The organism is Stenotrophomonas sp. yr243 (assembly GCF_900184195.1).
Lineage (GTDB): Bacteria > Pseudomonadota > Gammaproteobacteria > Xanthomonadales > Xanthomonadaceae > Stenotrophomonas > Stenotrophomonas lactitubi.
Genome location: NZ_FXWT01000001.1, coordinates 1,270,616 through 1,283,488, shown reverse-complemented (window position 1 = coordinate 1,283,488; position 12,873 = coordinate 1,270,616). Strand labels below are relative to the sequence as shown.

General features: G+C 64.5%; 13 protein-coding genes and 1 tRNA gene. 9 read left to right on the top strand and 5 right to left on the bottom strand.

Annotation, left to right across the window (positions count from 1 at the left end):
- Positions 1-103 precede the first annotated feature (103 nt).
- The 9 genes from fabF (at position 104) to QOL57_RS06090 (ending at position 8,227) form a co-directional block, all read left to right on the top strand.
- The gene (fabF, locus tag QOL57_RS06130) at positions 104-1,366 is read left to right on the top strand and encodes a beta-ketoacyl-ACP synthase II (RefSeq protein WP_089239162.1); all 1,263 of its coding nucleotides are present in this window, start codon (positions 104-106) and stop codon (positions 1,364-1,366) included.
- Positions 1,367-1,458: 92 nt separating this feature from the next.
- The gene (locus QOL57_RS06125) at positions 1,459-2,823 is read left to right on the top strand and encodes an aminodeoxychorismate synthase component I (RefSeq protein WP_089239164.1); all 1,365 of its coding nucleotides are present in this window, start codon (positions 1,459-1,461) and stop codon (positions 2,821-2,823) included.
- Between the two features lie 144 nt (positions 2,824-2,967).
- On the top strand, positions 2,968-4,029 hold the full coding sequence (gene mltG / locus QOL57_RS06120) for an endolytic transglycosylase MltG (protein WP_089239166.1): 1,062 nt from the start codon (positions 2,968-2,970) through the stop codon (positions 4,027-4,029).
- A complete protein-coding gene (tmk, locus tag QOL57_RS06115) occupies positions 4,026-4,691 on the top strand; it encodes a dTMP kinase (RefSeq protein ID WP_089239168.1) in 666 nt (221 codons plus the stop codon). Before mltG ends, tmk begins: the two co-directional genes overlap by 4 nt.
- Positions 4,688-5,644, top strand: coding sequence for a DNA polymerase III subunit delta' (locus tag QOL57_RS06110; RefSeq protein WP_089239170.1), 957 nt, complete (start codon positions 4,688-4,690; stop codon positions 5,642-5,644). Before tmk ends, QOL57_RS06110 begins: the two co-directional genes overlap by 4 nt.
- Entirely contained in the window at positions 5,641-5,994 is a 354-nt protein-coding gene (locus QOL57_RS06105; protein WP_089239172.1) for a PilZ domain-containing protein, read from the top strand. The genes QOL57_RS06110 and QOL57_RS06105 overlap by 4 nt, the downstream gene beginning before the upstream one ends.
- Positions 5,995-6,128: 134 nt before the next feature.
- Positions 6,129-6,203 (top strand) — tRNA-Val (locus QOL57_RS06100).
- Positions 6,204-6,366: 163 nt separating this feature from the next.
- A complete protein-coding gene (locus tag QOL57_RS06095) occupies positions 6,367-7,746 on the top strand; it encodes a Fic family protein (RefSeq protein WP_141134248.1) in 1,380 nt (459 codons plus the stop codon).
- Positions 7,747-7,846: 100 nt separating this feature from the next.
- On the top strand, positions 7,847-8,227 hold the full coding sequence (locus tag QOL57_RS06090; protein WP_089239176.1) for a tautomerase family protein: 381 nt from the start codon (positions 7,847-7,849) through the stop codon (positions 8,225-8,227).
- 33 nt (positions 8,228-8,260) lie between these two features.
- Here QOL57_RS06090 and QOL57_RS06085 read toward each other — a convergent pair whose 3' ends face one another.
- From QOL57_RS06085 to QOL57_RS06065, 5 genes are all read right to left on the bottom strand, one after another.
- A complete protein-coding gene (locus QOL57_RS06085; protein ID WP_089239178.1) occupies positions 8,261-9,334 on the bottom strand; it encodes a contractile injection system protein, VgrG/Pvc8 family in 1,074 nt (357 codons plus the stop codon).
- Positions 9,325-9,540, bottom strand: coding sequence for a tail protein X (locus QOL57_RS06080; RefSeq protein ID WP_089239180.1), 216 nt, complete (start codon positions 9,538-9,540; stop codon positions 9,325-9,327). The genes QOL57_RS06085 and QOL57_RS06080 overlap by 10 nt, the downstream gene beginning before the upstream one ends.
- Positions 9,524-9,991, bottom strand: coding sequence for a phage tail protein (locus QOL57_RS06075; RefSeq protein WP_089239182.1), 468 nt, complete (start codon positions 9,989-9,991; stop codon positions 9,524-9,526). The genes QOL57_RS06080 and QOL57_RS06075 overlap by 17 nt, the downstream gene beginning before the upstream one ends.
- Positions 9,992-9,993: 2 nt before the next feature.
- A complete protein-coding gene (locus QOL57_RS06070; protein WP_089239184.1) occupies positions 9,994-12,435 on the bottom strand; it encodes a phage tail tape measure protein in 2,442 nt (813 codons plus the stop codon).
- Positions 12,436-12,555: 120 nt separating this feature from the next.
- A complete protein-coding gene (locus tag QOL57_RS06065; protein WP_089239186.1) occupies positions 12,556-12,846 on the bottom strand; it encodes a phage tail assembly protein in 291 nt (96 codons plus the stop codon).
- Positions 12,847-12,873 lie beyond the last annotated feature (27 nt).

Sequence of the window (12,873 nt, the reverse complement as noted above, 5' to 3'; positions counted from 1 at the left end):
ACGACACCCCATGGGGCCGCTGTTTGCGGCCCCGTGTGTTTGCGTACCACACCGAAGTAAACCGCGTTACCCGCAAAGAACGTTCGGGTCAGGAGAATCAGCAATGAAGCGTCGCGTCGTCGTAACCGGCCTGGGTATGGTCTCGCCGTTGGGCAATGATCTGGCCAGCAGCTGGGAAGGCATCACCCACGGTCGTTCGGGCATCGGTCCGCTGACCAACGTTTCTGATGCCTACCTGGAACGGTTCACCACCAAGATCGCAGGTGAGGTCAAAGGCTTTGACATCACCGCCGACAACGAACTGTTCGGCAAGTACCGGGTCAGCGGCAAGGATGCCAAGAAGATGGACCCGTTCATCCATTACGGCCTCGGTGCCGCCTTCATGGCCCTGCATGATTCGGGCCTGGAGATCACCGACGCCAACGCCGACCGCATTGGCGCCATCGTTGGCGCCGGCATCGGCGGCCTGCTCGGCATCGAAGAGCAGACCATCGAGTTCCACGAAGGGAAGAAGATCTCTCCCTTCTACGTGCCCAAGACCATCATCAACATGCTGCCGGGCCAGCTGAGTATCATCAGCGGCCTGAAGGGCCCGTCGTTCTCGGCGGTCTCGGCGTGCGCCACCTCCAACCATTCCATCGGCACCGCCATGCGCATGATCCAGTACGGCGATGCGGACGTGATGGTGGCCGGCGGTGCCGAACGCGGTTCCTCGCCGACGGCGCTGGGCGGCTTCTGCGCGATGAAGGCGATGAGCACCCGCAACGACGCTCCGGAACAGGCCTCGCGCCCGTGGGACAAGGAGCGTGACGGCTTCGTGCTGGGCGACGGCGCCGGCATCCTGATCCTGGAAGAGTACGAGCACGCCAAGGCACGTGGCGCGAAGATCTACTGCGAGCTGGCCGGTTTCGGCGCCAGCTCCGACGCGTACCACATGACCGCGCCGAGCGAGAACGGCGAAGGCGCTGCGCGCTGCATGACCATGGCCCTGAAGGACGCGGGTGTCACCCCGGAACAGGTCGGCTACCTCAACGCACATGGCACCTCGACCCCGCTGGGCGACCTCGGCGAGACCATGGCGATGAAGACCGCCTTCGGCGACCACGCCTACAAGATGATGGTCAGCTCCACCAAGTCGATGACCGGCCACCTGCTCGGCGCTGCCGGCGGCGTGGAAGCGATCTTCTCGGTGCTGGCAATGCGCGACAACGTGATTCCGCCGACCATCAACCTGCAGCAGCCGGGCGAAGGCTGCGACCTGGACTACGTGCCCAACGAAGCACGCCAGGCCAAGGTCGACGTGGTGATGTCCAATGGCTTTGGCTTCGGCGGTACCAACGGCACGCTGATCTTCAAGCGCGTCTGATCGCACCGGCAGCGTCGAGCCAGGCTCGACTCCGCCAACCACGAGGCCGCCGCAAGGCGGCTTCCGTGTATCCGTCTCCCGAACTGGTTGCCATGACCCACGCCCCGCTGATCCACCCGCTGCCGCACCCGATCGACCTGCTGGCCCTGCAGCAGCACGACCCGGCGCGTTTCCCGCTGCTGATGGAGTCCACCGCCTCGGGCACCGCGCAGGGCCGCTGGAGCCTGCTGCTGGCCGCGCAGGGCGACACCCTGCAGCTGGACGCCGATGGCCAGGTGCGCGACCAGCACGGTGCGCTGCAGCCCGGCAGTTTCCTGCAGTCGCTGGACCGCGCATGGCACGCGCAGCGCCTGCCGCACGACGGCGGCCACGCGCTGCCGTTCCGTGGTGGCTGGGCGCTGATGCTGGATTACGAAGTGGCCAGCCAGGTCGAACCGGTACTGCCGGCGCGCGCGCGCGATGACGGTCACCCGACCGCGCTCGCGCTGCGCTGCCCGGCCGCCGTGCTGCATGACCACCAGGCCGACACCAGCTTCCTCATTGCCGAGGCGGGCGAGCAGGCGCTGCTGGACACGCTGGTCGCCTTGCTGGCCGGCGAGCTGCCGCAGGCCGGGCAGGGCTGGCAACCGCCGCAGTCGGTCAGCGAAGACGAGCCGCAGCGCTTCACCGATGGCGTGCGCCGGGTGATCGAGTACCTGCGTGCCGGCGATGTGTTCCAGGTGAACCTGTCGCGGCGCTGGAGCGCGCATTTCGCAGCGCCGGTCAGCCCGCAGGCGCTGTACGCGCAGCTGCGACGCGCCAATCCGGCGCCGTTTGCCGGCCTGTTCAGTGCGCACGGCCGGCATGTGGTCAGCTCGTCGCCGGAACGGCTGGTATCGGTGCATGGCGGCCACGCGCAGACCCGCCCGATCGCCGGCACCCGCCCGCGCTTCGAGGGCGACGACGATGCCGCGCGCATCCAGGAGCTGGTCGGCCATCCCAAGGAGCGCGCCGAGCACGTGATGCTGATCGACCTGGAGCGCAACGACCTGGGGCGTATCTGCCTGCCCGGCACGGTCGTCGTGGACGAGCTCATGACCGTGGAAAGCTACGCTCACGTGCACCACATCGTCAGCAACGTCAGCGGCCACCTGCGCGCGGACGTGACCCCCGGCGAAGTGATCGCCGCCACGTTCCCCGGCGGCACCATCACCGGCTGTCCGAAGGTGCGCTGCATGCAGATCATCAGCGAGCTGGAGCAGGTGCCGCGTGGCGCGTACACCGGTGCGTTCGGCTGGCTGAACCGCGATGGCGACCTGGACCTGAACATCCTGATCCGCACCGCCGAAGTAGATGGCAACGAGGTCAGCTTCCGTACCGGTGCCGGCATCGTGGTCGACTCGGACCCGGACAAGGAACTGGACGAAACCCGGGCCAAGGCCCGCGGCCTGCTGCGGGCGCTGGGACAGCAGGATTGATCGATTGCCGCCGCCGGGCCATGCCCGGCGCTACCGGTCCTGGTGGGTGCCGACCGTTGGTCGGCACGGGTGTGTGGCCCCGGTCATGACCCCACACCAGCGGCACGGTATCCTGCACGACGGAATCGAGTTCAGAGGTAGTCCATGGCGGGAGCCAAGCGCGGGTGTCTGTGGGTGGTAACACTGCTGCTGGTGCTGGCCGCCATCGTGGCCGGCGCGGGCGCGTGGTTCTTCTACAAGCAGACCCAGTTTGCCGACGTGCCGCTGACCCCCAGTGCGGACAGCGTGGTCATCGCCAGCGGCGATGGCATGAACAGCGTGCTGCGCAAGCTGCGCGAGGCCGGCGTGGACGAGGGCCAGGACACCCAGTGGCAGCTGCTGGCGCGTCAGCTCGACGCGGCCGGCAAGCTGAAGGTGGGCGAGTACGCGCTGAGCACGGACCTGACCCCGCGCGAGCTGCTGCTGCGCATGCGCGCGGGCAAGGTGTTGCAGCACCGCGTAACCATCATCGAAGGCTGGAACATCCGCCAGCTGCGCGCTGCGCTCAAGCGCGCCGATCCGCTGCTGCACACCACCGACACCCTCGATGACGCAGCGCTGATGGACCGCCTCGGTTTCGCCGGCCAGCATCCGGAAGGCCGCTTCCTGCCGGAGACCTATGTCTACCAGCGCGGTGACAGCGACCTGGACGTGCTCAAGCGTGCCCACGGCGCGATGGAGAAGGCGCTGGACGAAGCCTGGGAAAGCCGCGCCCCGGATCTGCCGATCAATACGCCCTACGAGCTGCTGACGATGGCGTCGATCATCGAAAAGGAAACCGCGCTGGCCAGCGAGCGACCGCAGATTGCCGGTGTGTTCATGCGCCGCCTGAAGATCGGCATGCGCCTGCAGACCGATCCGACCGTGATCTACGGCATCGGCGCGGCGTACGACGGCAACATCCGCCGCCGCGACCTGACCACCGATACGCCGTACAACACCTACACCCGGTCTGGCCTGACCCCGACCCCGATCGCCATGCCCAGCCGCGATGCGCTGATGGCCGCTGCACAACCGGCACCGGGCGATGCGTTGTACTTCGTCGCCGTCGGCGATGGCAGTGGCGCGCACGTGTTCTCGCCCAGCCTGGACAAACACAACGCCGCCGTAGCCCGCTACCTGCAGCAGCTGCGCCAGCAACGCACCAAGGAGACCCCGGCGCAATGAGTTCCGCGCTGCTTCGCCATCCCCGTTTCGTCAGCCTGGAAGGCGGCGAAGGCGCGGGCAAGACCACGGCCATCAACGCCATCCGCGAGTGCCTGCGCCGCCACGGCCATGAGGTCGTACTGACCCGCGAACCCGGTGGCACGCCGCTGGCCGAACGCATCCGCGGCCTGGTGCTGAAGCCCGATGCCGAGATCGCTGCCGAACCGCTCAGTGCCGAGGCCGAACTGCTGCTGGTGTTCGCCGCCCGCGCGCAGCATGTGCGCCAGGTGATCCAGCCGGCGCTGCAGCGCGGCGCCTATGTGCTCAGTGATCGCTTCACCGATTCCAGCTACGCCTACCAGGGCGGTGGCCGCGGCCTGGACCCGCAGTGGATCGCAGACCTGGAGCGCCGCGCCGTCGGCCTGCTGCCCGGCTTGACCCTGCTGCTGGACGTGGACGTGGCCGTTGGCCGCGCGCGTGCCAATGGCCGCGATCTGTGGCCGGACCGCATCGAAAGCGAGCAGGACGATTTCTTCCAGCGCGTGCGCGAAGTGTTCCGCAGCCGCGCACAGCAGGACCCGCAGCGCTTCGCGCTGGTCGATGCCGGCCAGGTGCAGGAGCGCGTGGCCGCCGATGTGGTCGCGTGTGTCGAGCGCTGGCTGCGGGAAGGGGAGGGCGCATGAGTATGTTTTCGCCCTGGCAGCAGCGCGCGTTCGACCAGACCGTGGCCGCGTTGGATGCGGATCGGCTGGGCCACGGCCTGCTGATCTGCGGCCCGGCCGGGCTGGGCAAGCGTGAGGTGGCGCTTGCGCTGGCCGACCACGTGCTGGCACGCGGCGATGCCGCGCACGCCACCCGCACCCGGCAGCTGATTGCCGCCGGCACGCATCCCGACCTGCAGCTGATCAGCTTCATTCCGAACAAGAGTGGCGACAAGCTGCGCACCGAGATCGTCATCGAGCAGGTGCGCGAGATCACCAACAAGCTGGCGCTGACCCCGCAGTACGGCGTGGCGCAGGTGGTGATCGTCGACCCCGCCGATGCCATCAACCGTTCGGCGGCCAATGCGCTGCTGAAGACCCTGGAAGAACCGCAGCCCGGACGCTACCTGTGGTTGATCAGCAGTGACCCGGCGCGCCTGCCGCAGACCGTGCGCAGCCGCTGCCAGCGCCTGGAGTTCAAGCTGCCGCCGCGCGAAGAAGCGCTGGCCTGGCTGCAGCAGCGGGGCCACAGCGAGGCGGCCGCGCGCGAGGCACTGGATGCAGCACGCGGCCATCCCGGTCAGGCCGACAACTGGCTGCGCGAAGACGGCCTGAGCCTGCGTCGCGACGTCGGCCGCGAGCTGGAACAACTGGTTGCCGGCAAGACCGGCGCGGTGGAACTGGCGCAGAAGTGGTGCGCCGATGACAACGCGGCGCTGCGCTTGCGCTTCGCCGCCGACCTGGCGCTGGCCCAGGCCAGCACCGATGCCTTGACCACGCCGGAGCGATTGCACAAGCTTGCAGCCTGGTTCGATGCGGCCAACCGTACCCGTGACCTGCTGCGCACCACCGTGCGTGCAGACCTTGCGGTGGTCGAGTTGCTGCTGGCCTGGAACAAGGTGAACGAGCGGCCTGCCGCAAGGGGAAATCGATGAGTGCCAGCAACGCCCGCCAGGGCATCCTGTCCCTGGCCGTTAAGGACAAAGCCGCGCTGTACAGCGCGTACATGCCGTTCGTGAAGAATGGCGGCATCTTCGTGCCCACGCCCAAGCGCTACTTCCTCGGCGATGAGGTGTTCCTGCTGCTGACCCTGCCCGATTCCAGCGAGCGCCTGCCGGTAGCCGGCAAAGTGATCTGGGTGACCCCGGCTGGCGCGCAGGGCAACCGCGTGGCCGGCATCGGTGTGCAGCTGGCCGACGGCCAGGAAGGCGAGACCGTGCGGCACAAGATCGAGACGATCCTGGCCGGCCTGACCGGTTCGGACAAGCCGACGCATACGATGTGATGTGGTCGGATTGCCCCTCCCGGTAGAGCCAGGCCATGCCTGGCTGATTCGGGGAAATGGGCTGGGAAACACGATGTGAAAAGGTGTTGACGCCCTGAAAAACCGCCCTATAATGAGCGGCTCAGCAACACACCGGGCGGTTAGCTCAGCGGTAGAGCATTGCCTTCACACGGCAAGGGTCACAGGTTCGATCCCTGTACCGCCCACCATGTTGCAGAACGAAAGAAGCCTCCAGCAATGGGGGCTTTTTTGTTGAATGGATTCTGGTTTTCCTCGCGATGTAAAGTTTCCAGTGGACAGGCCGTTGTACTGAGTGATAAGAGGGCTCTTAGCCCGCTTCTTCAGTCACATTCCATTAGATGAGATCTAAGAATGAAGCCTTCGCTTTCAGCTGTTGAGGAAGTTTCCAAGTTTTTGGATGGGTCTCCTTATGTCTTGGCTGACTCCCAGGTGTCGGTCGAGCGAATGAATGTTATTCACAGGAAGTGTGGAGAAACATCTGACATTGCCAAGCGCTCTCAAGATCGAATCAAAGATCGCGCAGGTAAGCTATTTGGTGAATTTTCGGAAGTTGTTCGCAGTGAAATGGTTGCGGAAAGCAATAAAATTGAGGGGTACGAATGGTCAACAGAAACCGTTCGTACGGCTGCTGACCTAAATCGAGAACTGCTATCCCTCCCTCTTCGAGCCTTCACGGACGGTGTGCGTGGGGATCCCCGGGTTTACGAAGCTCTTGGTCTGTATAAGGCTTATCAGCTGGCGGAGGAGTGGGCGGAAAGCGGGGCCGTCCCCTCTGCATCTGAGATACGTGGTTTTCATTCATTGATCGCCGTGGGCGAGGATTTTGCAGGGCGTTACAAGACTTCAGAGAATAAAATTCATGGAAGTTCTCTGCAGACTGCCGCACCTATAGACGTGGTTCGCCAAATGCAAGATCTGGTCAGTTGGTGGCGAGAGTCAGATGCTCCACCTGTACTTCTCGCTGCTGTAGTTCATTCGTGGATAACGCAGATACATCCATTTGACGATGGTAATGGGCGGGTCGCGCGTCTAATCGCGAATATGGCACTTGCGCAGCATGGATATCCCCCTCTCTTGATCAAGGCTGGGCCTGATCGTGGACAGTATCTTGACGCGCTGATGAGGTCTGATGAGGGCGACATTCTCCCTCTTTATGAGCTTTTTTCATCCGTAATTAGGCGGCAAGTTCGACTAATGGCGCGTCCGCAATTTGTCGACGAAATGATCGAGCAGCGACTACTGTCTGACTTGAAAGCTCGATATGAACTTTGGATATCTTCGATAGATAAGTTCCAATCCGAATTTTCGAAGGCTTGTGCTTTGAAAGGGTGGAGTGTGAAATTTGATGGGCGTCCAGATATTTCGGCGTTCTATCTATTGATAGCGGGTGATCCTACTGGGAATAGCTGGTTTGCTCGTTGGGGTCCTAGGAATGACCCGTTTGCGTTCCTGCTCTGGTGGGGGTTTGAGTCTGACGAAATGATGTCGGTGCGAGGGGATTCGGAACGCCTGTACCCATCTATTTTCCTTTCTACTCGATTTGGTGATGGGCAGCACGCATTTTCTCGTGAACATGCGAAAGGGATTGAGTTGGTCGTTCAGCCATTAATTTCTCGGGTTTCCATCCTTGATGATGATGGTTATGAATCCAGTGGATGTGCTGATGGTGCGGATAAATTGGCCGAGTTGGGTCGTGATCTTCATTTGAGGCTTTCGAGTGGCGGCCATTGATTCTCATAGCTGGAAATTCGACTAGCGAATTAGGCCGCCGCCCGCCGCGGGCGTAGTCTCGGGCCGTTGCTGTGCCCCCTCCCATCTCTGGAGTGCCACCATGCCGCTCGCCCGCATCGAACTTCGCAAAGGTAAATCCGCCGACTATCGCCAGCGTGTCGGCGAAGCGATCTACCAGGCCATGCGCGCGGTCGGCGTGCCGGAGAACGATCGTTTCCAGATCTTCCAGGAGCACGACGCCAGTACGCTCGTGTACGACCCGGGTTACCTGGGCATCGCCCGCAGCGATGATTTCATCTGCATCCAGATCATCTGGAACGAAGGACGCACGCTGGAGCAGAAGAAGGCGCTGTACGCCGGTATTGCCGGCGGTCTGCACGCGGCGGTGGGTATCCGCCGCGAGGATGTGTTCATCAATCTGGTGGAAGTAAAGCGGGAGAACTGGTCGTTCGGTAACGGGGTGGCGCAGTACGCAAGTTGATGCGGTTGAACCGCATCAACGCAGGGCGTGGATCTACACTTCGCTGCCCACCTGCGGGGTCTGGCTGACCGCTGCGCTACTGGCGGTCTTCACTGATTCGGCGCTGTTGGGTTGCTCGCACTCGATGCTGGTGCGGTAGCCGTCGCTGCCGATGCTGTGCTCGGCGCGCTTGACCAGCCACTGGCCGTCCACGCCATCGCGGAAGCCCTGCATCACCACCGTAGCCTCGGCCATCAGTGTCTCGCGGCCTGGAAGGCTGTAGCTCAGCGTACGCGTCTGCCGCGCCTGCTCGCGGTGCTTGGCGCGCGCGGCGGCTTCGGCGGTTTCGCGGTCGGCATAGGCCATGCGCAGGCGCACGATCGGCTCGCCGCTGCCCACCTTCACTTCCTGGCGCTGCGCGCCACGCACATCGCGGTAGTAGGCGATGGTGGTGCCGGCGTCGTCGCGGGCGGCGATGGTGACGCGGTAGCTGCTGCCATCGGCCGGGGTGAGGGTCACGTCCGGAATGCGTTCGCCGCTGGCGCTGGTCGATTCGCCACGTTTGACCAGCACCAGTCGACCGCCGCCCGGTTTTGCAATGGCGTCGTGCTGCTTGGCCAGGCGCAGCAGCAGGTTCATGTCCGACTCCTGCGACTGCACGGTCAGCGGCAGCACGATGGATGCCAGCGACGCACTCACCGCCGCGGTCAGTCCGTGTTCGGCCGCCATCCGCTGGACCATGTCGCCGATCGTCGTGCCCTTCTTCCAGCTGCGCGTTTTCTGCGTCTGCAGGTCGTTCTTGCCGCCTTTGCTGGTTTCGAACGGTGCGGCGCGGGCGCGCAGGGTCATGCTGCCGGGATAGCCGGAAATCTCCACCTCATCGCAGATGTACAGACCCATGCGTCGCACTTCGCCGTCGTAGCCGATGAAGGCCTCCAGCTCTGCGCCCACTGGCGGCAGCTGGATCGGGTCGTTCGGATCATGGTCGGCCAGTTGCAGCTCCAGTGTGTCGGAGCTGTTGCCGGTCTCGTCGGTGATGCGCAGCGACTTGAAGCGCGACATGATCTTGTCGGTGATGTCCTGGCTGTTGGCCACCACGCGGAATGCGGGTGCGATGTTCAATCCCACAGCGATACTCCCTTGCGTTCATTGGCGGGACGCTGCACGTCCGGCAGGACAATCGCCACGCCTGCAGTGAGCACAGGGCCGCGCGCGGCCAGACCGGGGTTTGCATCGAACACCGCGCGCAGGATCGCCGGTGACTGTTCGCCATAATGCGCGTAGGCAATACGGTCGACGACGTCGCCGTCGCGGGTGTTATACGTTCGTGCCATCGCTGTGTTTCCGCAGAGTGAGTGTGAAGTCCTGCTTCTGGATCTGGCTGTCGACGGTGAATTCGCTGGAGGTGACATCGATTTTCTCGATGACCCACAGACCCAGGTTGCCGCCCTTGCCGGTCAGCAGACGCTGCGGTTTTCCCTGGCTGGCCAGCTTGCGCAGTTGCGACATCTCGTTGCCGGCGCCACGGAACAGCGGGTAGACAATGCCTGGCAGTGTCATGGTGGCCGAGCCCGGGCCGGTGTACTGCAATGCAGCCATCTGCCCGACGCGATCCTGGGCCTGCCAGCGGAAATCGTTGGATTGCTGGATCTGCTGGAATACAGCCGTATTGAGGCTGAATTTGAAGCCACCCAGCATCAGCAGCACCGGTGCGTTGCCGGAGTCATTGCTTTTGAATTGCGACAGCAGCTTGTCCACTGCGCCGGTTACGAACTCGCGTTTCATGCTTAGTTCCTGTCTCCCAGAGTGGCACGGGCCTGCACGGCCTGCTGGTGCTGCAGCGCGTTGGCGGTCCGCCGTGCCAGCGCCTCGCTGGATTCACCCGGTTGCTGGTGGATGGTGATGTTGTTGGTCTGTTGCTGCTGCACGGTGGTGGGCGCGCGTGCGGTGGCGGAGGCGGGCATCGGTGGTGCAGTGCGGCCCTGGGACGGCGCGGGCAATCCCGGTGTACGACGCTCCACGACGCCGCTGTGCAGGCCGCCTACGGTAAAGCGCACGGGCGGCATCGCGACCTTGCCATCCCTGACGGCGGCGTAGCCGGCGGCTGCGCCGTTGGCTGCACCCACTGCCATGCGAGCACCATCCACGGCTTTGTCTTTGGCCATGCCAAGTGCGCTGCCGACCTTGTCCATCACCCCGCCGACGAAGTTCATCAGCGGAGCCAGCTCGGCCATGATGTAGCCGATAGCTGCAGTGGCCTTTTCGGAGATCCAGTCCCATACGCCGCCCAACGTGACGGAGATGAATCCAGCGACCGTACCGATGACATCACCGAGGAGGGAGATGGCTTCAACCACAACCCCGACGACCTGGATGACCAGACGAAAATTGGCCAGCAATGCCGTGCCCACCAGCGAGCCGATCTCCGCTACACGCGAAAGTTCGTTGCCGGTGTACTGCGCGGGAGCGAGCATTTTGGAGAGCCAGTCCCACGCCTGGCTCAACAGCCCACCCACTGCTTCCCATGCCGGGCGCAGCGGCTCGACGGCGCGCATCAGCTCGCCCATGGCAGCGGTTCCGGCGCCGCTGAGGCCATCCCAGACGCCACCCAGGAAGGCCTTGATCGGCTCCCAGTACTTGCGCACCAGCAGTGCGCCGGCGGTGATGGCGGCGACCGCGATGGCGATGGGACCACCACCAATCGCGCCGACGGCAGTCGCGACCACGCGGAAGCCCGATGCCAGGCGCATGGCGGTGGGGCCGAACTGCCCCATCTGCGCCAGCAGGCTGCCGCCGCGGAACAGCTCGAACGCCTTCTGCACCGCCAGGATCGGGCCCTGCAGGAATGTCCACGCATAGCGCACGCCGAGCACGGCGGTACGCATGCCCATCAGGCCGACCACGACCTGGGTGGTATTGGCGATCAGCTTCGGGTTCTCCTGCACGAACGACGCAACGCCGTTCAGCAGTTCGGTCAGCTTCACTGCCGCTTCGCCGACCGCTGGCAGCAGCGCGGTACCGAAGGCCTTGGACAGATTGTCCACGGCGATCTTCGCGCCCTCGATTTTTTCCGGATCGGTCTGCAGCTTGGCTGCAAAGCCGCTGTCGGTGGTGCCTGCCGACGTGTTCAGTGCCTTGTCGCGGATGCGGATGTACTCATCCCAGTTCTGGATCATCGGGCGTACGAAGTTCTGCGCCTGTGCATCGCCGAACAGTTTGCCGATCTTCGTCTGGTCGCCGGCGGTGGCCTGGATGATTGCCTGCATCGCCGCGTCGAATGGATTGCCGCCGCTGCTCTGCGCTTCGTTGATGATCCTGCGCAGGTCCAGTTTGAAGCCCTTCTTGGCACGGGCCTGCAGGTCGGGCGAGAGGATGCTGGCCATGAAGCGCTGCATGTTGCCGGCCGCTTCGTCCGCGCCGGTGGTTCCCTGGCGGGCAACGTCCAGGGCAGCGCCCATTGTGGCTGCGGCCGCGTTGCCGTGCATCTGCAGCGACTGGAATGCGCCGCCCAGCACCGGCAGTGCAGCGGCCATGTCCTTCAGGCCCAGGCCGCCGTCCTTGCCCGCTACGACCAGCACATCCAGCGCCGACTGCAGGCCGGCCGGATTGATCTTCAACGCCTGCTGCAGGCCCGAAGCCGCCGCCGTGACGTCGTCGATGCTCTGGCCGGTAGCGGTGGTGGTGCGGCCGATCGCGCCCAGGCTGGACTGCGCGGTCCGCGCATCCAGGCCTGCAGCGACCAGCTGGCTGACCGCACGCTGCAGTTCGCCCGCGCCCTGGTGGGTGCGGCCGGATTCGGCAAGGATGGTCTGGCCCAGTGCCGCGACCTGCGCGCGGGTCAGGTTGGCGGCGTTGCCGATGGTCTGGTTCTCGCGTGCGAAGCCGGCGGCGTTCTCCACCGGTTTGGCCAGCGTGGTGATGGCGCTGCCGAGCATGCCGCGCGCATCGCCGAATGCCGAGCCCAGCTTCTCGCGCTTTTCCAGATTCGCGGTGCGCTTGTCTTCGATCCGCTGCAGCGCCTCCTGGGAAGCGCGCAGCGCATCGGCCTCGGCACGCATGCGGACGAACTGGTTGCTCGACCTGCCCATGAAATTGAGCTTGCGCTCGAGCTTGTCGGCTTCATCTCCGAGGCGTTTCAGGCCATCGTTGCTGAAGGACAGTGCGTCCTGCAACGACCGGGAAACCGAGCCGCCGATCGTGATCGTTGTCGTTTGAACGTTACTCGCCATGTACCGGCAATCCCTGTATCCACCAGATGAACTTCGACACCCGCAGCGTCATGATCTCGCGCAGGCCCCAGCCGGTATGGCCGGCCAGGGCGAGCGTTCCCTGCCTGATCTGCGGCAGGGTCAGGTGGTAAAAAGCGCGACGCCGGCCTGCAGGCGGGCGTAGTCGCGCAGCGGCATCTTGCGCACGTCATCCGGTGCGATCTCGCACAGGTTGGCGATCATGCGCACTTCGCGCTGGGCGTCGGTGCCCTTGTCGTCCTGGTAGCGCTCCATGTCTTCCACGGTCGGCTCGCGCATGCGCAGCACGGCGGTGTCCACGCCGTTGACCTGGCGCGGGCGGGAGAGGGTGATTTCGGCATAGCCGTCGCGTTCGATGACGGTGTCGGCGCTGGTCTTGGTCTTGCTGGACATGGATGTATTCCCGGATGTCGATGGAGA

Coding starts and splice junctions, on each gene's coding strand:
- fabF (WP_089239162.1), top strand. CDS start 104: ATGAAGCGTCGCGTCGTCGTAACCGGCCTGGGTATGGTCTCGCCGTTG.
- QOL57_RS06125 (WP_089239164.1), top strand. CDS start 1,459: ATGACCCACGCCCCGCTGATCCACCCGCTGCCGCACCCGATCGACCTG.
- mltG (WP_089239166.1), top strand. CDS start 2,968: ATGGCGGGAGCCAAGCGCGGGTGTCTGTGGGTGGTAACACTGCTGCTG.
- tmk (WP_089239168.1), top strand. CDS start 4,026: ATGAGTTCCGCGCTGCTTCGCCATCCCCGTTTCGTCAGCCTGGAAGGC.
- QOL57_RS06110 (WP_089239170.1), top strand. CDS start 4,688: ATGAGTATGTTTTCGCCCTGGCAGCAGCGCGCGTTCGACCAGACCGTG.
- QOL57_RS06105 (WP_089239172.1), top strand. CDS start 5,641: ATGAGTGCCAGCAACGCCCGCCAGGGCATCCTGTCCCTGGCCGTTAAG.
- QOL57_RS06095 (WP_141134248.1), top strand. CDS start 6,367: ATGAAGCCTTCGCTTTCAGCTGTTGAGGAAGTTTCCAAGTTTTTGGAT.
- QOL57_RS06090 (WP_089239176.1), top strand. CDS start 7,847: ATGCCGCTCGCCCGCATCGAACTTCGCAAAGGTAAATCCGCCGACTAT.
- QOL57_RS06080 (WP_089239180.1), bottom strand. CDS start 9,540: ATGGCACGAACGTATAACACCCGCGACGGCGACGTCGTCGACCGTATT.
- QOL57_RS06075 (WP_089239182.1), bottom strand. CDS start 9,991: ATGAAACGCGAGTTCGTAACCGGCGCAGTGGACAAGCTGCTGTCGCAA.
- QOL57_RS06070 (WP_089239184.1), bottom strand. CDS start 12,435: ATGGCGAGTAACGTTCAAACGACAACGATCACGATCGGCGGCTCGGTT.
- QOL57_RS06065 (WP_089239186.1), bottom strand. CDS start 12,846: ATGTCCAGCAAGACCAAGACCAGCGCCGACACCGTCATCGAACGCGAC.